This is a genomic window from Halorhabdus tiamatea SARL4B (assembly GCF_000470655.1).
Lineage (GTDB): Archaea > Halobacteriota > Halobacteria > Halobacteriales > Haloarculaceae > Halorhabdus > Halorhabdus tiamatea.
This window is the reverse complement of the sequence record NC_021921.1, coordinates 135,195-157,940: the sequence shown is the minus strand read 5'-3', so window position 1 is coordinate 157,940 and position 22,746 is coordinate 135,195. Positions and strand designations below refer to the sequence as shown.

Sequence of the window (22,746 nt, the reverse complement as noted above, 5' to 3'; positions counted from 1 at the left end):
ACAATGTATTACCCCAGGTTTGGAATGGCTGCTCTGTTGAATAGATTCTGAACCATAGTTAGAGTGGCTCACAAAGCGATTCTATGTTCGTAATGGCGAACATCAGGACGATTTCCCGGAACTGTCGATACCAGCCAAGCGCTCGCACGGCATCGCCGAGCGAGCGCTTTGTTGTCGAGTAGGATGTTTCTGCCATCCAGCGCTGAGAGTAGCCTTTTGACCGGATGAGCGCGTTGTTCGCGGTTGCCATCAGCGACGAACCGCGATAGTGAACGAGATAGTCGAGATCCAGTGCAGTAATCTCGTATTCGGTGTGCCAGTCTTGGAACCCGTTATCGGCGGCGACAGTATGCAGATCGTCCGCGTTCCGGCGGACGATCTGCGGACCAGTCTTCGTATCATGCCTCCATTGGGCGTGACACTGCACATCGAGAACGGCAAGTGACTCCGTATCGGTTAGTGTCGTCACTTTCAGTGTCTGTACGTTACTTCCCGACCGCTGGCGGTAGTACGACGAAGCTGAGCGGCGGTCGAAGAACGTGCTGTCAAGTGCTGCATGTCCAGACTGCGGGTGCTGCTGCGCTGAAACGCGCAGCAGCGCCCGCCACACCCACATTTTCAGCCGATCGAACGACTTGTAAATCGTGCTGTAGTCTGGGAGGTCGTCTCGATCTAAGTCGAGTACGTCACGAATCTCAGCCATGTATTCCAGCCGATTCGGCGTTTCGCGGTAGCTATGGTCTTCTTCGAGCCGAAAACAGTGCAGAACAACGTGCTTCCAGCGGGCGAACCCGCCGCTGGCGGGCTCGCCCGCGTGCTTCCCCAACGCTTGTTTGACTAGGTGCCGACACTGTTCAACGAAGTCGAGGATATCGACTTCCATGGACAGAATCGATTTCCTCGGCTTCGCCCTTTTACTCCGTGATATAAGCCGATTAGGTCGCTATTCAACACGGCAGGAATGGCGTGCTTGTAATGTTGACGACACCTGCAACGTGAACGAACGGTCTCACTGTTTTAAAATACAACCGTCGACTGGGTAAGTACCATACCCAACTACTTCGGGTCACCTGTCGGGGACATTCGTCGAACAGCGAATCGGCAACGAGAGTGTCGCTTCTCAGAGCCGGATGGTCCTTCGACGAGGGACCATCCCGTTACCGAACGCTCGCCAAACAGTCACTCAGTGCGATCGGGGCCGTCTGAGTCGATGACCTCGATCCCGCGGTTGTTGACAGCCGCCGGGTCGAGACCGACCTCCTCTAAGAACTGCTTGTACTCGCGTTCGCACTGCTCGGCGTCTTTCTGTTTGTCGCTGGCACGATCACACAGCTTGAGGAGGTCCTCGGGGACGTCGTTAGTGTGGACGATCCAGTGGTTGATGAGGTCTGAGAGTCGCCGGATCGGCGACGTGAAGTGGCCGTAAATCTCGAAGTTGAGCGCGTGGTGGCCACCGAAGGGGTCGTTCATGTACTTCGCGCGCGGCATCACCTTCATCACGGCCCACTGAATCTTGTCGAGTTGGCGCTTGGGCGCGTCCTCGAGCGTTGCGTTGACGGCCTGTCTCGGGTCGTCCCAGGCACCGCCCGGGATCGAGACGCCATCGAGGTCCTGGATCTCCTGGAGGGCCTCGTTCCACTCCTCCGGGGACGGCTGGGGGTGAACGCGGTACATCGCCTCGACGCCCCGATCCCACATCAGGACGTGCGTGACGGCCTTGTTGGCCTTGAGCATACACTCCTCGATGATCGTGTGCGCGCGATCGCGCCGGGGATTCAACACGAGCGAGCCGTCTGCCTTGCGTTGCTCGTGCATCCGATCGGCCAGTTCCCACACTTGCTGGGTCTTCTCGGCGAGGTCGACCGACTGGTCCTCGAGGACGTCTTCGGCCGTCTCGGGTTCCTCGAGCAGGCGCTCGGCCTCGGTGTAGGTGAGTCGCGCGTCGCTTCGGATGACGGACTTGTAGATCTCGATGTTTTCGTACCCCAGATTTTCGGGATCGAGGTGCATCTCGACGGTGTGAGCGAGACGGTCCTCGTTGGGGACCAGCGAGCAGACCGTCTCGGCGAGAATCGGCGGCAACATGTGGACGGTGTAGCCCGGTAGATAGACGGTGTTCGCCCGCTCGACGGCCGAGTCCCACATCGCAGTCTCCGGGTTCACGTAGTGAGTCACGTCGGCGATGTGGACCCACAGCACGATCTCGTCCTCGCGGTGCTCGATCGAGATCGCGTCGTCGAAGTCCTGGGCGTCGATCGGGTCGGTCGTCCAGGTCGTCATCTCCCGGAGGTCCCGGCGCTCGTCGATGGCGTCGGCGATATCCTCCCTGTAGTCCGTCGTCGCTTCCTCGGCCTCTTCTAAGACTTCGGGCGGGAATCCGTCCGGAATCTCGAACTTCTCGAAGAGTTCCTCGCGTTTGTTCTCGAGATGGCGGGCGAGTTCCTCGTCGATCTCGACGGGGCCTTGCCCCTCGGGGGTGCCCGCGGCGGCCTGCTCGTCGTCCTGCTGGGCGGTCATGCTCCTCGCTACGGGGACCCGATAGGTAGGCGTTTCGACAAACAATCGATTTATCCCGACACGCGACAAGCGATTCCATATGAACGTCAAATCCCGCCACCACCTCCGGGCCGACGCGATCAGCGAGATCGAAGACGCACTCGCCGAGGGGCTGGGCGTCGAACTCGACGCGGACACCTACGAGAAGGTCAGCTTCGAGGACAGTGACTGGGAGGTCGTCCTCGTCGAAGGCGAACCCGCAGTCTTCTACGTCTCAGACGACGAATCGCCGGACGCGACGGACGATCCGTTTCTCACCGTCCGGGGCGCGAACGAGTACCCACCCGCCGAGAACGTCGTCACAGTCGATTCCGGGGCGATCTCGTTCGTCTCCGACGGGGCAGACGTGATGCGTCCTGGCATCGTCGACGCCGACGAGTCGATCGAAAGCGGCGATCTCGTGGTCATCAGCGAGGAGACCCACGGCAAGATCCTGGCTGTCGGGCGCGCACGCATCGCCGGCACCGAGATGCTCGGCGACGAGGGCAAGGTGGTAGACACGATCCATCACGTCGGCGACGACCTCTACGAGTTTTCGGGGTAGACTCCTCAGACCGATCACGCTGATTCAGTCGTCAAAAATGAGAAGCGACCGTGTTGTTGGGACAGGACTACCGGTGTGAGATCACCCGGGCAGGACGATGTTGATTCCGCCGACGACGAGCCCGACGACGCCAGTTCTGAGGCCGGCAATCACCCAGTTCTGATCCGAGAGGTTGCCCATGTACGCGCCGAAGACGAACAGGAGGCCGACGCCGATCAGGACACCGATGACTGTCGCCCAGAACATCGACAGCGCCACTCCGACGAAGAAATAGGGGACGATCGGAAGCAGCATCCCGATCGTCGGGCCGAGTCCGCTCATCACGGCGTTGACCTTCCGGGCGTCTCCTTTCCGGTCGTGTAGCTCCGTTCCCTCCAGCCCAGTGAGCATCTTCTCCTCGACGCGCTTGAGCTCGGCGAGTTTCTCGGCGCGTTCGATCTCCCAGACGCTCCAGACGCCGGAGGCGGCCAGCCCGACGGTCCCGCCGACGACGACCCGCACGATCTCCATGCTCGATTGGCTCCCGCCGAGGAACGACCCGACGATGATACCGATCGCTGTCAGTGTTCCGTCGAACCCGTTTGAAATGAAATACCGACGGGAGATCGACCGGACCGACTCGTCTTCGAGGGTTTCCCGAAGATCGGCCAGTTTCGACGACACGGGTCAGTCCTGATGGGTCGAGCTTTCCTCGACCATGCGATCGCCACAGACGACTTCGTCGACCGAGTGGACCGTCCCACCGAGATCCTCGACCGCCGTCGTGACGACGTCACTGTCGATGTTCTCACCCTCGATCGTGATCTTGAGATTCTGGACATCCTTATCGGACTCGAGCAACGAGACGTTCGTCCCGTCGACGCCGTCGAGGCCGGCGAGCGTCCGTGCGAACTCGACGTTCTCTATCTCGTTGGGTTTCAGCAGATCGAGAACCAGCCGTCTGATGGAACTCATCATTGTGGCGGTTGCGAGTCGATCCGTATAGTTCAAACGGTAACGCTTCAGAACGTTTTTATCATAAGGACGTCAATAGGCACTTATATGTGTTTGCAGACATTTCTCCAGTCGCTTCGCACCACTGTTCTCACGGACAACTGGCGACCAGTCATCGTTGGCATTGCCGTCGTGTTGGTGATCGGGTTTGCCAGTATCGTCATCGACATCCTGGGGTTGCTCTTCGCGTCCGGAGGGATCGGCGGACTGGTCGCCGGGTTCGTCTATGGGAAGCACTGGAAAGGGACGACTGCCATTGGGTTCCGTGTCGGTGTGATCGGAGCGATCCTGCTTGTCAGTGCGGGTCTGTTGGTAATGGCGGGTGGCTTCTGGACGTTGCAATGGGGGCCAGAAAACGTCGGCGTGGTGGATTTCTCCGAGGAAAGCCCAGGGATGGACACGGGTGACCCGGGCCTGGAAGAATCTGGCCCAAACGAATCTACGTCCGAAAACTCGTCCGTGAGAGAATTAAGCACGGAAACGTCGATGACCTTTCTGGTGCTGTTCTCCCTCGTTTTGATCCCGGCGAGCGCGCTGCTCGCGATGCTCGGGTGCGCCGTCGGCACCAACGTCAGGCGAGCCGTCGTTCCGGACGAGTACAATCCGCCCCTGTTCTGATCCAGCTCACTGGACGGTCGCTACGAGTCCTCGATCACTGTCCCGGGGATCACGTCGACACTGGCGACGGTGTCATCCACAGCAACGTCCATGATCGTGACGCCCATCGTGTTGCGGCCGACCGTCGAGACGTCTTCGACCGGACACCGCATGATCTGGCCGGCGGCACTCATCACGATGACGTGATCGTCGTCGGCGACGGTGTTGGCGGCCGTGACCGACCCGTTGCGATCACCGGTCTTGATGTCGATGAGCCCCTTCCCGTACCGGGATTGGGTGCGATACTCCGAGAGGGGCGTTCGCTTGCCGTACCCTCGCTCGGTGACCGTCAGGAGTGCCCGGTCGTCGTGCTCGTCGGTCGCGACGATCCCTGCCACACTGTCGCCGTCCTGCAGGTCGATCCCCCGGACGCCCCGGGCGGTCCGGCCCATCTCGCGGACCTCGCTCTCGTCGAAGCGGATCGTCATGCCGTCCTCGGTGGCGATCACGAGGTCGCTGTCGCCGTCGGTCACGACGGCGTCGACGAGTTCGTCGCCGTCTTCGAGTTTCGCGGCGATGATCCCCGTCGAGAGGACGTTCTCGAACGCCGACGAACACGTCCGTTTGACGTACCCGTCGCGGGTCGCCATCGTGACGTACTCGTCGTCGTCGAACTCGTCGGTGTTGACGACGGCCGTGATCTCCTCGCCGTCGTCGAAGTCGATGAGGTTGACGGCGGATTTCCCGCGAGCGGTCCGGGACATCTCCGGGATCTCGTAGGTCTTGAGCCGGTAAACCTGGCCGTGGTTCGTGAAGGCGAGCAGATAGTCGTGGGTGTTCGCCCGGAAGACCGTCGAGACGCGATCGCCTTCCTTGGGATCCGCCCCGATGATGCCCTTGCCGCCGCGGTGCTGGGCGTCGAAGCGGTCGGCGGGCATCCGCTTGATGTAGTCGTCCTCGGTGACGACGACGAGACACTCCTCCTCCGGGATGAGGTCCTCGCGAGTGACCGTGCCGTCGTCCTCGACGATGCTCGTCCGGCGGTCGTCGTCGTACTCCTCTTTGATGGCCCGGAGTTCGTCCTTGATGACGCCGAGCAACTCGCTCTCGTCGTCGAGGATCGTCTCTAGGCGTTCGATCTCGGCCTGGACGTCCTCGTACTCGTCTTCGATCTCGGCGGCTTCCATCGACGTGAGGCTGCCCAGTTGCATTCGAACGATATGTTGGGCCTGCTCGGTCGAGAAGTCGAACGACTCTTCGAGAGCGGCCTTTGCTTCGTCGCGGTCCGCGGAATCTTGAATCAAATCGACGACATCGTCGACGTTCTCCAGGGCTCTCAGACGCCCTTCCAGAATGTGTGCGCGATCTTCGGCCTCGGCGAGATCGTACTCCGAGCGCCGGCGAACGACCTCTTTGCGGTGGGCGACGTACTCCTCGAGAGTCTCTTTCAGGGTGAGCACGCGGGGTTCGCCGTCGACCAAGGCGAGGTTGATGACGCCGAAGGTCGATTCGAGGTGGTGATCGAGCAACTGGTTCTCGACGACGTCGACGTTCGCACCACGTTTGCACTCGATGACGATCCGGACGCCGTCCCGGTCGGACTCGTCCCGGAGGTCCGAGACGCCCTCGATGATCCCTTCGTTGACGTCGTCGGCGATCCGCTCGACCATACGGGCCTTGTTCTCCTGGAAGGGGATCTCCGTGATCACGATCCGGGGTCGCCCTGATTCCATCTCGTCGATCTCGTAGTCGGCGCGGACGGTGAGCCGACCACGGCCCGTGGCGTAGGCGGAGTGGATCGCGTTCTTCCCGACGATGTTTGCGCCGGTCGGGAAGTCCGGCCCCTTGACGTACTCCATGAGATCGGTCACCTCGGCGTCGGGGTTGTCGATCAGGTGGACGGTTGCGTCGATGACCTCGCCGAGGTTGTGCGGCGGGATGTTCGTACTCATCCCGACGGCGATCCCCGAAGACCCGTTCACCAGCAGGTTCGGGAAGGCAGCGGGCAGAACCTCGGGTTCTTCGAGTCGGTCGTCGTAGTTGGCCCCGAAGTCGACGGTGTCCTTCTCTAAGTCCTCGAGCAACTCCTCGGCGACGGGGGCCATCCGGGCCTCCGTGTAGCGCATCGCCGCCGCCGGATCGCCGTCCATCGACCCGAAGTTCCCCTGGCCGTCGACCAGTGGATACCGCATCGAGAAGTCCTGGGCCATCCGCACGAGCGTGTCGTAGATCGCGCTGTCGCCGTGGGGGTGGTAATCACCCATCGTCTCCCCGACGATCGAGGAGGACTTGCGATGAGAGGAGCCACTCGAGACACCCATCTCGTGCATCGCATAGAGGATGCGCCGGTGGACGGGCTTGAGGCCGTCACGAACGTCCGGGAGGGCGCGCCCGGCGATGACACTCATCGCGTAGTCGATGTAACTCTGCTCCATCTCGTCTTCGACCCGGACGTGCTCGACGCGCGCGGCGTCGGCGGACACCTCCGGGCTGTCGGGTAGATCCGAACTCATATATCGACCCAGTTAGCTTCCGGCGAATTCTCCTTGATGAACTGCTTGCGCGGTTCGACGGCGTCGCCCATCAGCACCGAGAACATCTTGTCGGCGGCCGCGGCGTCGTCGATCGTGATCTGCTTCAAAAAGCGGTTCTCGGGATTCATGGTCGTGTCCCAGAGTTGCTTGGGATTCATCTCGCCCAGGCCCTTGAACCGCTGGATCTGGGTGGGGTTGCCGTCGCACTTCTCCTCGATGATCTCGTCGCGCTCGGCGTCGGTCATCGCGTCGTAGGTCTCGCCGCGATACCGGATCCGATACAGCGGCGGGCGGGCGGCGTAGATGTGCCCGTTCTCCAGTAGCGGTCGCATGTGCCGATAGAAGAACGTGAGCAACAGCGTCCGGATGTGTGCCCCGTCGACGTCGGCGTCAGTCGCGAAGATGATCTTCTCGTAGCGGAGCTCGTCGATATCGAACTCGTCGCCGACGCCGGTCCCCAGCGCGGTGATGATGTTGCGGATCTGGTCGTTCTCTAAGATCCGGTCGAGGCGGTGTTTCTCGACGTTGAGGATCTTCCCGCGGATCGGCAGGACAGCCTGAAATTCCGGATTTCTCGCCTGCTTGGCACTGCCGCCGGCGCTGTCCCCCTCGGCGATAAACAGCTCGGCCTCGCTGGGTTCTTTCGTCTGGCAGTCCGCCAGCTTCCCGGGCAGCGCTGTCGACTCGAGGGCGCTCTTTCGACGGGTGAGCTCCTCGGCCTTCTGGGCGGCCTTGCGGGCCTTGGCGGCCTCGACAGCCTTCCGGACGATCGCCCCCGCGACGTCCGGGTGCTCCTCGAAGTACGTCCCCAAATTCTGGTGCATCGCGCTCTCGACGACGCCCCGGACCTCGCTGTTGCCGAGTTTGGTCTTGGTCTGGCCTTCGAACTGCGGGTCAGGGTGCTTGACCGAGATGACCGCCGTCATCCCCTCGCGGATGTCCTCGCCCTTGAGCGTCTCCTCGATGTCCGAGAGGAGGTCGTTGTCGGTGGCGTAGTCGTTGACGACCCGAGTCAAGGCCGTTTTGAACCCGGTTAGGTGTGTCCCGCCCTCGCGGGTGTTGATGTTGTTCGCGAAGGCATGAATCGAGCCCTGCAACTCGGTGGTCGCCTGGAGGGCGACCTCGACCTGGACGCCCTCGCTCTCGTCTTCGAAGTAGATGACCCCGTCGTGCAGGGGGTCTTTCGTCTCGTTTAAGTACTCGACGAACTCCCGAATCCCGCCGTCGTACTGGAAGGTTTCCCGGCGCTGGTCTCGCTCGTCTGCGAGTGTGATCTCGACGCCGGAATTGAGAAAGGCGAGTTCCCGAAGGCGGTTTTCGAGCGTCGAAAACTGGAAATCTGTCGTCTCGAAGATGTCGCCGTCGGGCCAGAATCGAATCGACGTGCCCGTCTCCGACGAATCTTCGAGCGCCTCGATCTCCGTGAGGTCGTCTGCGGGCGCGCCGTGATCGAACGTCTGCTTCCAGACGCTGCCCTCCCGGCGAACTTCGACTTCGAGTTTCGCTGAGAGCGCGTTGACGACCGAGACGCCGACGCCGTGGAGGCCACCCGAGACCTGATATGACTTGTTGTCGAACTTCCCGCCGGCGTGCAGGACGGTCATGATGACCTCGACGGCCGGCCGGTCGTATTCTTCGTGGGTGTCGATCGGAATGCCGCGCCCGTCGTCTACTACCGAGACGGACCCGTCGTCGTGCATGGTGACAGCGATCGTGTCACAGTGTCCCGCGAGCGCCTCGTCGATGGCGTTGTCGACCACCTCGTAGACGAGGTGATGCAATCCCCTGGTGTCGGTAGAACCGATGTACATCGCCGGCCGTTTCCTGACGGCCTGTAGGCCCTCCAGGACCTGAATCTGGCCGGCCCCATAGTCGTTGTCGTCACTCATAAAAGCCTGCTGTAGGGTACCGCCCGAAGGTACTTAAATGACTCGTGCGCGCGCGAACGCGTGTGAAATACGAAGAAAAGATACACACAATTTATCCGAAGGGGCCGCCTACGGTGCCATACAATGGCGATCGAACAGCGAGGTGGGTCACTGACGGAACCGTCAGTGTCGAACATATTCAATCTCCCGATGTCCGGTGGGGTGGGCCGGGACAGTCACGGCAAGTCGACAGACTTCTCCGGCACCGAGGGACACGCATGACCGAGAGCGACGATTCAGCGCTGGCGAGACAACTCGCGCACTTCGGACTGTCGGACACCGAGATCCAGACGTATCTGGCTGTCCTCGAGAACGGCGAGGCGAAGGCGAGCACGATCGCCGACGCGACGGGCGTCTCCAAACGCTACGTCTACAGCGTCTGTGAGGAACTCGAAGACCAGGGGTTCGTCGAGGTCAACGATCACGTCGTCCCGACGAAGATCCGGGCCAAGCGACCCGAGGACGTCATCGAGATACTCTCGAACCGCCTCGAGGAGATCGAACCGGCCCTCGAACGACGCTTTTCGGCGGCTGAAACCCGGCCACAGCGTTTCGACGTGATCAAATCGCGGGTCACCGTTGTCAAACGGATCAACGAGTACATCAGCGAGGCCGAATACCGCGTGGCCATTTCGATCCCGCATTCGACTCTTCCGCAGGTCCGTGAGGCACTACAGGACGCCGTCGAACGCGGTGTCCTGGTCCTCCTGTTGGTAACGGACACGGACACAGACGGATCGGAATTTGCCGAGTACGATCGCCCGGTCGCAAGCGCCATCCGGAGCTGGAACGTCCCGATCCCGGTGATGATCGCCGTCGATCGCGAGCTGGGCGTCATCTCCTCTTCGGAGATGATGACGGTCGCCAACAGCGACGAACGCGCGATCTCGCTGGCCCAGAAGCGGATCGTGCCGACGCTGTTCGGGTCGTTCCTGGCGAACTTCTGGCTCAGCGCAGACGAGGTGTACGTGATCGAGCCGGCACCCCTGGGTCGAACCTACGAGAGCATCGAACACGCGGTCTTCCAGGCGACCCTGCAGTTGCGCGCGGGCAATTCGGTGACTGCCCGCGTCGAAGCGACGTCGAATGCCGACCACGAAGCCACCGAGACCGTTACCGGCCGCGTCCTCGAAACCAATCAGGGCATCGCCGAGCCGGTAACCAACGAGTTCCCGATCGAACACTCCCTGGTACTCGAGACCGACGAGGGCCGAACGACGATCGGCGGCCACGGGGCGTTCCTCGAAGAATACGCCGCCCGGACGATCACGCTCGAGGACGCGGAGTAGGCACTGAGTCCAAGCGACGAACACCCGGAAGGCTTTAGCCCGACCGCGGTCGCTGATTGCATAGAGAATGCCATCGATGCAGTCGACGCTCGGCGAGGAGGGAATCGCCGAGGAGCTGGCCGAGAGTCAGCGCCAGATCTCCATCGCCGAGTTCTTCGAGAAGAACAAGCACATGCTCGGGTTCGACTCGGGAGCCCGGGCACTCGTCACGGCCGTCAAAGAGGGCGTCGACAACAGCCTCGACGCCTGCGAAGAGGCTGACATCTTCCCCGACGTCTACGTCGAGATCGAGGACGTCGGTGAGTACTACCGGCTTGTCATCGAGGACAACGGCCCGGGGATCACGCGCGAACAACTCCCCAAAGTCTTCGGGAAGCTGCTGTACGGCAGCCGGTTCCACAAGCGCGAGCAGTCGCTGACACCGGACCAGCAGGTGTTGGTTCGACGGGATGGCGTCGTCGATACCGTTCCGATCGGTGTGCTCTGTGACGCGTACCTCCCCGAAAACGGAGAAGCGACGCGACCAATCCCTGAAGGAATCGAAGTGCCGTCGTTCGACCGGGAGACTCACGAGTTGTCCTGGGAGCCAGTGACGCATGCGATCCGTCACGAGACGACTGAAGACACCTACGAGATCACCACCGAGAAGGGCCGGACGGTCGAAGTGACGGGCAATCACAGCCTGTTTTCCCTGACCAGTTCGGGCGAAACGAGAGAAGTGAAAGCGGGCGACCTGCAAACCGGTGATGTCGTTCTCGCCCCGAGAGAGATCCCCTCCTTCGACGAGCACGTCGAGTCGGTGAACCTGCTCGAATACATCACTACCGAGCAACTCGACGGGCGGCGAGTCTACGTCTATGGCTTCGAGACGGAAACGCTGGAACAGCTTCGAGAGGGGGAGCGAATCCGAAAGAAGCCATCGCCGGAAAGCGACCGAAAGCGGACCTATCACCGTTATAACGGCGTGGACGTACTCAAGGACAGTCTCGAAACCAATTACCTCGAAAAGGGGTACCTGCCGGCAGAGACGGTGATCGAACTCGGCTGGGAGGAGAAGGCTGCCGACTGTCAGTTCAAGACGTATCAGGTCGGCGGGAAGGAGACGACGATGCCCGTCTCTATTCCGCTCGACACGTCGTTCATGCGACTGCTCGGATACTACGTCGCCGAGGGGCACGTCGGGGATCGGCAGGTCGGGTTCACCTTCGGTTCCCACGAGAAGGAGTTGATCACAGCGACCGAAGAAGCCATCGCCGGTATCGGTGGCCGAACGACGACAGTCGATCGAGCACGGAACTCGACACGCGTGAAAGCGTTCGGGTCGCCATTTTCGATGTTCTTCGAAGAGGCCTGTGGCGACCGGGCCCAGGACAAACAGATCCCTGAATTCGTCTTCAGGTCGCCGCCGGAACTACAACGGGAGTTCATCACGGCGCTCTACCAGGGTGATGGGTCCGATTCGCATCCGAGCAACGAGCTGTCACACACGACGACCAGCGAACGGCTCGCCAGACAACTGTCGGTGCTGTGGAACATGCAGGGTGTCCTCGCGAGTACGGAGGTTGCGACGTCGGACAACGGCTACGCCGACGATCCGAGCACACGTTACCGGACGAAGGTCTATAGCGAGGACGTGACTCTCACGGACGTCTTCAGCGAACGTTTCCCGCCGGGGGAACAACAGTACAAGCGCGTCCCGACGTCACTCTTGGCCGACTATCAGGTCGGTCACGTCGGTCGGGACACCGTTCCGGATACGATTCCGGGATTACTCCTCGGCGTCGGTATCGGATCGAGCCCCGAACATGCCGAAGTCTATCGGGAACTCATCGAGGATGCACTGGAGGGGGAGTACGTAACGAAACCCCGGTACGTACACAATCTCAAAGAGATGGGCTTGTTGGACCGGGACCATCAGCCGACCGAGCGCCTCGAAGAGATCTGGGAGACGATCCACGATCTACACGGGATCACCGATACCGACATGTGTCTCCTCCCGGTCAAGGACGTAGAGCGAACCGAGTCACCGGAGTACGTGTATGACATCTCAGTTCCCGGAACAACGGGATACGACGAGAACTTCGTCGTGGTCAACGACGGGGCACTCTCGGTGAAGAACAGTCGCGGCCAACAGGGCATCGGCATCAGCGCCGCCGTCCTCTACTCGCAATTGACGAGCGGCAAGCCCGCCAAGATCACCTCCCGGACCAAAGGCTCCGAGGAGGCCCACTACTTCGAGTTGATCATCGACACCGACACCAACGAGCCCGAGATCGACGTCGACGAGACGACGGCGTGGGACCGTCCCCACGGCACGCGGATCGAACTCGAGCTGGAGGCGAACCTCCGGGCGCGCCAACAGCTCCACGATTACATCAAGCACACGGCCGTCGTCAATCCCCACGCACGGATCGAGTTCCACGAGCCGAACATGGCCGAGCCGGCGAAGTTCGAACGCGTCGAGGGCGCGGACCTCCCGGCCGAGACCGAGGAGATCCGCCCGCATCCACACGGCGTCGAACTCGGGACGCTCCTGAAGATGCTCGAAGCGACCGATTCGTATTCGGTGTCCGGCTTCTTGCAGGGCGAGTTCACCCGCGTGGGCGGCAAAACGTCCGAGAAGGTCCTCGACAACTTCCGGGATCGGTACGACGGCCGCGAGATGGCCTGGCGGCCGCCGCAGGTCCACGAGGGCGACGTCGAGGTGGCCGTCAGGGCTGCCGTCGCCAACAAGAGCAAAGACGCGACGAAGTCCTTCGCCCGCGAAGTGGCCGACGCCGTCGACGACCGTGAACGCCTCGCTCACCACGAACTCCGTGCGATCGTCGACGAGGCGGCCGAAGCCGCCGCCGAGGGCTTCGGCACGACGTTCGGCAGTACCGTCCGGGAGAAGGCGACCGCGGCCGCGTGGGCTCAAATCATCGGGGACACGGACGAAGCCGATCAGCGCGAGACGCTCGCCTCGGATCTCTACGGCCTGGTCGATCGAGCCACCAGCGACCGCAAGGACGACGCGACGATCGAGGGGCTGGCCGACCGGATCGCCGCGAAGTTCGAGGACAGTGACGACGAGCGCCACCGGGCTACCCGCGAGGAACTCGCCGAATACGTCGAGCGCGCCGCCGAGAACACCGAGGAGTACGACGACGCGACGATCGGCGAGACGGCCCGCGAGAACGTCCTCGAGGAGATCTGGGGCGTGATGGCAACGGTCCCAGACGATGTGCCAAACGTCTCGACACTCGCCGACGACCGCGACGCGGCCGCCGAACTCTTAGAAGCGATGCGTGAGACCGACATCATCGCGCCGCCGACCGGCTGTCTCGCCCCGATCTCCGAACGGCTCGTCGAAGAAGGACTCCGCAAGGAGTTCGACGCCGACTTCTACGCGGCCTCGACGCGGGACGCTTCCGTCCACGGCGGCGATCCGTTCATCGTCGAGGCGGGGATCGCCTACGGCGGCGAACTCGAGGAGGGCGGCCCGGTCGACGTGATGCGCTTCGCGAATCGCGTGCCACTGGTCTATCAGCGCGGGGCCTGTGCGACGACGGACGTCGTCAAGACGATCAACTGGCGCAACTACGGCCTCGATCAGCCGGGCGGTAGCGGCATTCCGAACGGCCCGGCCGTCGTGATGATCCACGTCGCCTCGACGAACGTCCCTTTCACGAGCGAATCCAAGGACGCAATCGCCAACATTCCCGAGATCGAAGACGAGATCGAACTCGCGATCCGCGAGGCGGCCCGCGAACTCAAGTCCTTCCTCAACGAGCGCCGGTCGCGTCGCCAGCGCCGGGAAAAACAGGACAAACTCGGGACGATCCTCCCGGAGATGGCGACGAAACTGGCCGCAGTGACCGGCCGCGCTGAGTTGCACATCGACGACTCGCTGGCCCGGATCATGAACAACGTCCTGCTCGAGCGACAGCGCGAGGACGGGACGGTCAGGCTCGTCGTCGAGAACAACGACACCACGAACGCCGACGTCGAGATCACGGACATCGTGACGGCCGAACCGGCGAACGTCGAGGCCGACGCCGACGACGCGCGCGTCGTCGAGATGGACGGCGAGTGGTTCATCAAGTGGTCGCCGACCGTTTCGAGCGGCGACGACGCCGCTTTGACGTACGAAGTAAGCGACGACGCCGAATTCGACATTTCGATCGACGGTATCGCCGAGGAGAAACTCACAGTGGACGGTGAACAATGAGCACGGACACAGGCGAAACGGCAGACGGAAGCGACGGGGACGCCCGCGAGCGCTTGATCGAACTGGCGGCACAGTTCTACGACCAGTTCGAGCGCGGCGACGTGCCCCACATGGACGTCCCGACCCGGACGAAGACCAACATCGAGTACGACCCCGAACAGAAGGTCTGGGTCTACGGCGACCGCAAGAGCACGCGCTCTGCCAACAGCGTCCGGGGGGCACAGAAACTCCTGAAGGTCATCTATTCGATCGACTTCCTGGCAAACCAGCTCGAAGAAGACCGCTCTTCGACGCTGCGTGAACTCTACTACCTGAGCGAATCGTGGGACCTCGACGAAGCGCAGTTCAACAGCCAGGACGAGTCAAATCAGCTCATCGAGGACCTAGAGATCGTCTCGGACGTGCGCCGCGAGGAGTTCCACATGCGCCCCGAGGAATCGGGTGCCAAGGTGATGGGACCCCTCCGTCTCCGCGAGCAGACCAACCGCGGCGACCGGGAGATCCACTGCCAGGACGACGTGGGCCAGGGCGGCTATCAGATCCCGAACGATCCCGACACCATCGATTTCCTGGACAATGACGCCGACTTCGTCCTCTGTGTCGAGACCGGCGGCATGCGCGATCGACTCGTCGAGAACGGCTTCGACGACGAGTACAACGCGCTGGTCGTCCACCTCGGCGGCCAGCCCGCCCGTGCGACCCGGCGGTTGACCAAGCGCCTCCACGACGAACTCGATCTGCCGGTGACGGTGTTCACTGACGGCGACCCGTGGTCGTATCGAATCTACGGCTCCGTCGCGTACGGGTCGATCAAGTCCGCGCACCTCTCGAAGTACCTGGCGACGCCCGAGGCGCAGTTCATCGGCGTCCAGCCCGAGGACATTGTCGAGTACGACCTGCCGACCGACCCCCTCGCGGATTCGGACGTCAACGCCCTCGAATCCGAACTCGAGGACCCCCGCTTCCAGACCGACTACTGGGAAGAACAGATCGAACTCCAACTCGATATCGACAAGAAGTCCGAACAGCAGGCGCTTGCCTCCTACGGCCTTGACTTCGTGACTGATACGTATCTGCCTGAGCGACTCGACGAGATGGGTATCCTGTAGCGAGTGCGGCCCGACTTCCGTTCGCGAGGGACGCCACCTCAGTTCGTCGTCGTGATCTCGACCACGTCCCGGTGATCGAGTTTCGTCTCCGCCCCCACCTGGCGTTCCGAGCGGACGTCGTGGGCGTGGAGGAATCCCTCGCCGATGTCCGTATGCAGGAAGTACGCGAAGTCCTCGGCCGTCGAGCCGTCGGGCAGGACGAAACAGTCCTGGAGGAACGTGCCGTCGTCCTGTGGCTTTCGTGCGCCAGGGAAGACAGCGATCGCGTCGAGGACGTCGAACAGCGCCGTTTCGATGACGTTCTGGACGCCAGTTCCGCCGTAGGCCCCGATGAACTCGCGAATTTCCTCGAGTCCCGCGGCTTTCTCTTCGGGAAGGTCAGCCGTCACGGTGAAGTCCTCGTCGCCGGGCCGATACTCCAGGACGCCCTGCTCGTCGCCGTTTTTCAGCGCCTTCTCGGCGTGGGCGGAGACGGGCACGAACGTCAGGTGCTCGTACCCGGGGTCGGTCGTCACCGTCTCCCAGTTGTCCTGTGCAGCCTCGGTGTCCATCTTGTTGGCCGCGATGACGATTGGCTTGGTTCGCATCCGGATCTCGCGGGCGAGCGCCTCACGATCTGTCTCGTCCCACGTGTCTGGATCGAGTGCGAGGCCTTCGCCGAGGATGACCTGCTTGATCTCGTCTTCGCCGATCCCGAACGCCGAGAGCTGTTCGGCGAGGTCGACTTCAATATCGCCGTCGTCTCCGTTGTACCCCGAGCGATAGCGCTCGATACCCTTCTCGAAGACGTCGAGATACCACATGTCGAGTTCGTTCTCCAGAAAGTCGATGTCCTCCCGCGGGTCGTGGTCCGTCGTCGGCTCACCCTCCAGGTCGGTCTCGCCAGTGAAATCGACGACGTGGACGAGGACATCCGCCTCGTTCAGGTCCGAAAGGAACTGGTTTCCGAGACCCTTGCCCTCGTGAGCGCCGGGAACGAGTCCCGCGACATCGACCAGTTTCGTCGGGACGAAGCGAACGCCGTCGTCACAGTACCCGTGATTCGGCGTGCAGGTGTGGCCGAACTCCGGGGCCGCACAGTCGACCCGGACGTACGCCTCGCCGACCGACGGGTCGATCGTCGTGAACGGGTAGGCCCCCTCGGGCACGTCGTTCATCGTCGCCGCATTGAAGAACGTGGACTTCCCCACCGAGGGTTTGCCCACGAGTCCGATCTTGTAGCTCATTGGTGACTAGCGGGCGATGGGCGGCTAAAACGTTCTCAATCGGAGCGACAGCGAGTGTAAGTGCCACGCATGGGCGGGGGCACGATCACTGTGAAACCCCCACGCCTCACTCTTCAATCCCTATCTGAACACCGCCTTTAGGACAGACATGGTCAAAGCCGTGGAGAAAGACGAGGAGGGGCAGTATCCCGAAACGGCGATCGGAGACGTGGGAGTGGCTTGCGAAGGGCAAAACTGACCGAGGTACTGCGACACGGCAGGCGACGCGACGGACCCGAACGAGGTGTTTTTGCCTGTGGGTCAGGTACCCCTCGACATGCCGAACCCGGACCTCGACTCCGAAACCCTCGACCGGTACGCCCGCCAGATCGTCATGGACGACGTGGGGCCGGCGGGACAGGCACAACTGCGTGAGGGAGCAGTCCTCGTCGTCGGCGTCGGTGGTCTCGGGTCACCCGTGACGCAGTACCTGGCGGCGGCAGGCGTCGGTCGACTCGGTCTCGTCGATGGCGACGTCGTCGAGCGGAGCAACCTCCAGCGACAGGTGATCCACGGGACCGACGACATCGGCCGCCCCAAGGTCGACAGCGCGGCCGAGTTCGTCGCCGACCTCAATCCGGACGTAACGGTCGAGACGCACGAGAGTACTCTCGGGCCGGACAACGCTACGGCACTGGTCGAGGACTACGACGTGGTCGTCGACGCGTCCGACAATTTCCCGACGCGCTATCTCCTCAACGACGCGTGTGCACTCACCGAGACGCCCTTGGTGAACGGCGCAGTGTATCGCTTCGAAGGGCAGGTCACGACGTTCGACGGCTCAGGACCCTGCTACCGGTGTCTTTTCCCCGAAGCGCCGCCGGACGGTGCCGTCCCGGACTGTGCGACTGCGGGCGTCCTGGGGGTGTTGCCCGGGACGATCGGAACCCTGCAGGCGACCGAGGCGATCAAACAGTTACTCGGGGTCGGCGTCTCGCTGGTCGGACGGCTCCTCCAGTACGACGCCCGGTCGCTGACGACCGAGACGATTCCGTTCGACGCCCGGCCCGACTGTCCTCTGTGTGGCGAGAACCCCGCGATTCAGTCACTCGAGGACGTTACCTACGAAGACTCCTGCAGCGTTCCGGCGGAGTGAGTTGCCTGTATCGAGTCAGAAGCGAGCCGTCCGACGGAGGTACTATCGAACTAGGGGCTGACAGCGACGGCGATCTGCTAGATCATAACTGGATCGTGGTCAACCAAGCGTGAATCCGTCGGCCACGTTTTCGTATTTAACGCTTGTGGTGATCCGGATGTCCAGTCCTCGCGCGAGGGAGCTTAAGGAGGCTACCGATGCCATTGTGAGCTACACCATGAGTTCCGACGCGCAGACGGCGACGAGCGTTCCCGAACAGCTGACGGTGACTCCGCCGCGGTTTGTCGAACCGAGCGAGTCGTTTGACACTATCCAGACAGTCACTGGACGGAAGTGGCACCTCCGGATCGTCTACCACCTGCTCGAAGACGGGCCGATGGGGTTCAGTGCACTCAAGCACTCGCTGGACGGCGTCTCCTCGAAGATGCTCTCGGAGAGCCTCTCCTCTCTGGAGGAGGAACACCTCGTCTGGCGAGAAATCGTCAGCGACCAGCCGGTTCGCGTCGAGTATTCGTTGACCGAACGGGGCAAAGCACTAGAACCCGCCATCGCGGCACTCCTCAGGTGGGACAGCGAGTTCGACCGCGAGGAGGATGTCTGAATGACTCACTACGACGTGCTCGTCATTGGTGGCGGAACCGGGAACAACGTCGCGGCGGCCGCGGCCGACGCCGGACTCGATACCGCACTGGTCGAGAAAGGGCCGCTCGGTGGCACCTGTCTCAACCGCGGCTGTAATCCCTCGAAGATGCTCATCCAGGCCGCCAGTGCGGCCCAGGATATCCGAGACGCTGATCGGTTCTTCCTCGACGCGTCACTCGACGACGTGGACTTCTCGGCTGTCGTCGCGGACATGGACGAGACCCTGTCCGCGCTCGCTCAGGGGATGGAAGACAACTACCACGAGAAAGAGCACCTCACGCTGTACAACGACGAAGCAGTCTTCGTCGATGACCGAACTGTTGTGGTGGATGGCGAACGTCTCAGCGGGGAGAAAGTCGTCGTCGCGGCCGGGAGTCGCCCACTCGTACCGCCGATCGAGGGGATCGATTCTGTCGAGTATCTCACCAGTCGCGAAGCGCTGTATCTTGACGAGCAACCTGAGAGCCTCGTCATCGTCGGTGGCGGATACATCGCGGTGGAGTTGGGCTACTTCTTCGAAACGCTTGGGACGGACGTTCGGATCGTCGAATCCGGTGAGAACCTGCTTGGCCGGGAAGACCCCGACGTGAGCGAGACGTTCACCGATATCGCCCGCGATCGCCACGGGGTTCACACCGGGTATCGCGCGACAGCAGTCGAGTCAGTGAACGGTTCTGTCCGGGTCACCGCCGAAAGCAACGATGGCGACGCCATTACCGTCGAGGGCGAGGAGGTACTGGTTGCGGCGGGCCGGCGACCGAACACGGACACCCTGGATGTTGCGGCGGCCGGGATCGAAACTGACGACCGCGGATTCATCGTGACCGATGAACGGCTACAGACGAGTGCGGAGAACGTCTGGGCACAGGGTGACATCGCAGGCAACGCGATGTTCAAACACGCCGGCGATTACGAAACCCGAGTCGCGATCGACAATGTGGTCCACGACGCCGACCGGTCGGTCGATCTCTCGGCGATGCCCCACGCCGTCTTCACCGAACCACAGATCGCCGGCGTCGGAAAGACCGAAGACGAACTCGAAGCAGCGGGCCGTGAGTACGTGGTCGGCCGGCAGTCACTCCCCGAGACGCCGATGGGTCGGGCCAAGAAGCTAGAGCACGGTTTCGTGAAAGTGCTCGCTACCCCGGACGGCGAGATCCTGGGGTGTCACATGCTCGGTGAGGAAGTTTCCACAATGATCCACGAAGTGCTGGTGGCGATGCGGGCCGGGGCTGGACAGGTCAGCGACATCACGGACACGATTCACGCCCACCCGACGCTGAACAAGGCCGTCGAGTACGCCTTCCGGGACGCCCTGAACGAGTAGTTCTGTCGCAATACCGACGGTGAAGTTCTCAACACTCCACCAACGAACAGTCGAAGACGAACGATTCCTGGACGTCCTCGACGGTCCCGATCAGTTCTTCGGCTGCCGGGCGATCGTCGATCGAGTCCCCGCGGTGGGTGAAGATCACGTCGGCATCATCGCCGCGCGTATCGAGGACGACGCTTTGGGGGAGTCGTCCGAGGAGGTCGTGGAGCTTCCCGACTGGCCCGTACCGTGTCGGCTGATCGTACTGCTCGGCGACGCGCTTCTCGCCGTCGGCCAGTAATGGAAACGGGAAGTCCTCGACAACGTTGTCCCGCCAGTCGGCCGCCCGGTCGCGTGGCTCGGGCAGAATCGGCAGGACGGCTGTCTTGAGTTCGTTGAACGTCCGGGCATGCTCGCTGATTTCGGATACCTGCGCCTTACACTTCGGGCAGTGATAGTCCCGCAGGAAGAGCAATACCGCGAAGTCCGAGGCGTCGATCACATCCGCCAACGAGAGTGGATCGGGACCGACGCCGACGTTCGGTAATTCGAAGTCCAGGGCATCGTTGGCAAGCGTTTGTTCTGACATGGTCACTTGTTCCCCTTCAAGAGCCATCAACGACCGGTAGCGTTTCCGTGAGGGGGTGAGGGAAGCGTAACCGGGGTTCCGTCAAGCGTAGCTATTTGTGTCGCATGACCGTCTCCCACAGGTATGGACGAAACGAGTGGTCACAACGAGTACGACGTCATCGTGGTCGGCGGCGGTCCCGCCGGCCAGTCCGCCGCACTGTACACGACCCGGCTCGGCCACCGAACCGCCATTGTCGATGTCGGCGGTGGCCGGGCCGCGATGATCCAGGAGGTCCACAACCTGATCGGCGTTCCCGAGGACGACAGCGGGATGGACTTGCTTCAGGTGGGCCGCGACCAACTGGAGAACTACGGGTGTGACTTCTACCGCGACCGCGTCACCTCCTGCTCGCGTGACGACGACGGGATAACCCTCGTCGGAAACTCGAATGAGTACACCGCCGAGGCCGTCGTCCTCGCCACGGGATTCAACGACGTCCGTCCCGACCCGCCGCTCCCTCGGACCGGCCGGGGACTCCATTATTGTCTGCACTGTGACGCCCACATGTTCGTTGACGAGCCGGTCTACGTCATGGGTCACGGTGAGAGCGCAGTCCACGTTGCGGGGATCATGCTCAACTTCACCGACGAAGTGGATCTGCTGACCCGTGGGAACGACCTCGAGTGGAGCGACGAGACCGCCGAGACGCTCGACGCCCATCCGATCGACGTGATCCACGAGGACATCTCCGGAGTCCAGAACGGCGAGGACGGCTGGCTGAAAGCCCTCGAATTCGAAGATGGCGAGATACGGGAGTACAAAGGCGGCTTCGCCATGTACGGCGCGGAATACAACAACGGTCTCGCGCGGGAGCTCGGGTGTGAAATCAACGGTGACGGGACTGTCGAGGTTGACGATCACGGCCGGACGAGTGTCGAGAACGTCTATGCAGTCGGGGATCTGACTCCGAGCCACAACCAGCTCCCTGTCGCTCTCGGAGCAGGCGCGAAAGCGGGGATTGACATTCATTTCTCGTTGCGTGATTTCCCGCGTGATCCCGACGTGCTGGATTCACAGGGGCCGGTTCGAGACGAGGAAGTCCCGGGGATTCCCGACCAGCTTCTCGAACAGGCCGTGGATTTCCATACCTACGGAGAGTAGACAACTCGTCGTGTACTGAGGCTCTCAGGTTCGTGCGACGCGAGTATCAGTCAGTCACCGGTTCGGTTTCCGCGTCTGTTTGGGATGATCGGCGATAACCACGCTCGTGTTGTCGGGAACGTCTTCAGTCACCCAGGAGTTCGCACCGATACTCACGTGATCGCCGATCTCGACCGTCCCGAGCACGTTGCTTCCAGCACCGATGACGACGTGATCGCCGATGTCGGGATGGCGATTGTAGTCTTTTGCGAGCATATGGCCCTCGCCCTCCTCTTCTTCCTCGAAGTGCAGCGTCCCGAGCGTGACGTTCTGATAGATTCGGACCCAGTCACCGACGGTCGCGGTCTCGCCGATCACGACGCCCGACCCGTGATCGACGAAAAAGTGCTCGCCGATTTCGGCACCCGGGTGGATGTCGATGCCCGTCTCGGTTCGCGCATACTCGGCGAGTTCCCGGGCGTAGGCGAAAATATCTTCCTCGTAGAGAGCATGCGCGACACGGTGGGTTAAGATTGCGTGAAACCCGGGATAGGACCGGATGATCTCGCAGTAACTCTTCGCTGCCGGATCGCCCTTGTACGCCGCCTCGACGTCCTTTTTGAGGGTACGTCGAATTGCCGACAATTGATCCAGCGTCCTGTCGACGATCTCCGTCACGGTTGCTTCGTCGTGATCCGAATAGGCGGAGATACCCATCTGCATACAGCGACCAAGCTCGGTCAGACGACTCTGCGTTGCATCGGGATCGTCCAGCAACTCCGATGCGTTCCAGCACCTGGGGAACAGGAGCTGTTTCAAAAGCGGGGGTTCCTCACGCAGGAACTCACGGCGAGGATACGTCCGTGAACCATCCGTTGGAAACGGCGATTCGTCCGCTCGATACGACTCGACGAGACTGTTATGTATGTCGCCTGTATATTCGTATGTCATTCGTCTGGT

Annotated in this window: 18 protein-coding genes; 9 read left to right on the top strand and 9 right to left on the bottom strand. The window is 62.0% G+C overall.

Going from position 1 to position 22,746, the window contains the following annotated elements; genetic code table 11:
- Positions 1 to 58: 58 nt before the first annotated feature.
- Together HTIA_RS00800 and HTIA_RS00795 are read right to left on the bottom strand one after the other, a co-directional pair.
- The gene (locus HTIA_RS00800) at positions 59 to 883 is read right to left on the bottom strand and encodes an IS5 family transposase (RefSeq protein WP_008528768.1); all 825 of its coding nucleotides are present in this window, start codon (positions 881 to 883) and stop codon (positions 59 to 61) included.
- 296 nt (positions 884 to 1,179) lie between these two features.
- Positions 1,180 to 2,517 (bottom strand): RNB domain-containing ribonuclease, encoded by a 1,338-nt coding sequence (locus tag HTIA_RS00795; RefSeq protein ID WP_008523847.1) that lies wholly within the window; start codon positions 2,515 to 2,517, stop codon positions 1,180 to 1,182.
- A gap of 79 nt (positions 2,518 to 2,596) precedes the next feature.
- Here HTIA_RS00795 and HTIA_RS00790 point away from each other — a divergent pair, with 79 nt between their 5' ends.
- Entirely contained in the window at positions 2,597 to 3,100 is a 504-nt protein-coding gene (locus tag HTIA_RS00790; protein ID WP_008523848.1) for an RNA-binding protein, read from the top strand.
- An 81-nt stretch (positions 3,101 to 3,181) separates the two neighbouring features.
- On the opposite strand, the gene HTIA_RS00785 is transcribed toward HTIA_RS00790, so the two are convergent.
- Entirely contained in the window at positions 3,182 to 3,763 is a 582-nt protein-coding gene (locus HTIA_RS00785) for a VIT1/CCC1 transporter family protein (protein ID WP_008523849.1), read from the bottom strand.
- Positions 3,764 to 3,766: 3 nt separating this feature from the next.
- Complete coding sequence (locus HTIA_RS00780) at positions 3,767 to 4,057, bottom strand: DUF211 domain-containing protein (RefSeq protein ID WP_008523850.1); 291 nt, start codon at positions 4,055 to 4,057, stop codon at positions 3,767 to 3,769.
- An 84-nt stretch (positions 4,058 to 4,141) separates the two neighbouring features.
- On the opposite strand from HTIA_RS00780, the gene HTIA_RS00775 reads away from it, so the two are divergent.
- Complete coding sequence (locus tag HTIA_RS00775; protein ID WP_008523851.1) at positions 4,142 to 4,711, top strand: hypothetical protein; 570 nt, start codon at positions 4,142 to 4,144, stop codon at positions 4,709 to 4,711.
- 20 nt (positions 4,712 to 4,731) lie between these two features.
- Here HTIA_RS00775 and gyrA read toward each other — a convergent pair whose 3' ends face one another.
- Positions 4,732 to 7,203, bottom strand: coding sequence for a DNA gyrase subunit A (gene gyrA, locus HTIA_RS00770; RefSeq protein ID WP_008523852.1), 2,472 nt, complete (start codon positions 7,201 to 7,203; stop codon positions 4,732 to 4,734).
- Entirely contained in the window at positions 7,200 to 9,113 is a 1,914-nt protein-coding gene (gyrB, locus tag HTIA_RS00765) for a DNA topoisomerase (ATP-hydrolyzing) subunit B (RefSeq protein WP_008523853.1), read from the bottom strand. The genes gyrA and gyrB overlap by 4 nt, the downstream gene beginning before the upstream one ends.
- Before the next feature lie 257 nt (positions 9,114 to 9,370).
- Between gyrB and HTIA_RS00760 the strand changes: the two genes are divergently transcribed.
- The 3 genes from HTIA_RS00760 (at position 9,371) to HTIA_RS00750 (ending at position 15,760) form a co-directional block, all read left to right on the top strand.
- Positions 9,371 to 10,441 carry a TrmB family transcriptional regulator gene (locus HTIA_RS00760; RefSeq protein WP_008523854.1) on the top strand — a complete coding sequence of 357 codons (1,071 nt, stop codon included), beginning with the start codon at positions 9,371 to 9,373 and terminating at the stop codon, positions 10,439 to 10,441.
- Positions 10,442 to 10,508: 67 nt separating this feature from the next.
- Positions 10,509 to 14,651 (top strand): ATP-binding protein, encoded by a 4,143-nt coding sequence (locus HTIA_RS00755; protein ID WP_020935910.1) that lies wholly within the window; start codon positions 10,509 to 10,511, stop codon positions 14,649 to 14,651.
- Positions 14,648 to 15,760, top strand: coding sequence for a DNA topoisomerase IV subunit A (locus HTIA_RS00750; protein WP_008523856.1), 1,113 nt, complete (start codon positions 14,648 to 14,650; stop codon positions 15,758 to 15,760). The genes HTIA_RS00755 and HTIA_RS00750 overlap by 4 nt, the downstream gene beginning before the upstream one ends.
- A 38-nt stretch (positions 15,761 to 15,798) precedes the next feature.
- On the opposite strand, the gene HTIA_RS00745 is transcribed toward HTIA_RS00750, so the two are convergent.
- Positions 15,799 to 16,986, bottom strand: coding sequence for a redox-regulated ATPase YchF (locus HTIA_RS00745; RefSeq protein ID WP_008523857.1), 1,188 nt, complete (start codon positions 16,984 to 16,986; stop codon positions 15,799 to 15,801).
- A 316-nt stretch (positions 16,987 to 17,302) separates the two neighbouring features.
- On the opposite strand from HTIA_RS00745, the gene HTIA_RS00740 reads away from it, so the two are divergent.
- From HTIA_RS00740 to HTIA_RS00730, 3 genes are all read left to right on the top strand, one after another.
- On the top strand, positions 17,303 to 18,121 hold the full coding sequence (locus tag HTIA_RS00740) for a HesA/MoeB/ThiF family protein (protein WP_020935909.1): 819 nt from the start codon (positions 17,303 to 17,305) through the stop codon (positions 18,119 to 18,121).
- 217 nt (positions 18,122 to 18,338) lie between these two features.
- Positions 18,339 to 18,722 carry a winged helix-turn-helix transcriptional regulator gene (locus HTIA_RS00735; RefSeq protein WP_008523859.1) on the top strand — a complete coding sequence of 128 codons (384 nt, stop codon included), beginning with the start codon at positions 18,339 to 18,341 and terminating at the stop codon, positions 18,720 to 18,722.
- The gene (locus tag HTIA_RS00730; RefSeq protein WP_008523860.1) at positions 18,723 to 20,090 is read left to right on the top strand and encodes a dihydrolipoyl dehydrogenase; all 1,368 of its coding nucleotides are present in this window, start codon (positions 18,723 to 18,725) and stop codon (positions 20,088 to 20,090) included. It begins immediately after the preceding gene.
- A gap of 28 nt (positions 20,091 to 20,118) precedes the next feature.
- Here HTIA_RS00730 and HTIA_RS00725 read toward each other — a convergent pair whose 3' ends face one another.
- Entirely contained in the window at positions 20,119 to 20,664 is a 546-nt protein-coding gene (locus HTIA_RS00725; protein ID WP_008523861.1) for a peroxiredoxin family protein, read from the bottom strand.
- 123 nt (positions 20,665 to 20,787) lie between these two features.
- Here HTIA_RS00725 and HTIA_RS00720 point away from each other — a divergent pair, with 123 nt between their 5' ends.
- Complete coding sequence (locus tag HTIA_RS00720) at positions 20,788 to 21,807, top strand: NAD(P)/FAD-dependent oxidoreductase (RefSeq protein ID WP_008523862.1); 1,020 nt, start codon at positions 20,788 to 20,790, stop codon at positions 21,805 to 21,807.
- 54 nt (positions 21,808 to 21,861) lie between these two features.
- Here the strand turns inward: HTIA_RS00720 and epsC are convergent, their stop codons facing one another.
- On the bottom strand, positions 21,862 to 22,737 hold the full coding sequence (epsC, locus tag HTIA_RS00715) for a serine O-acetyltransferase EpsC (RefSeq protein WP_020935907.1): 876 nt from the start codon (positions 22,735 to 22,737) through the stop codon (positions 21,862 to 21,864).
- Positions 22,738 to 22,746: the final 9 nt, after the last annotated feature.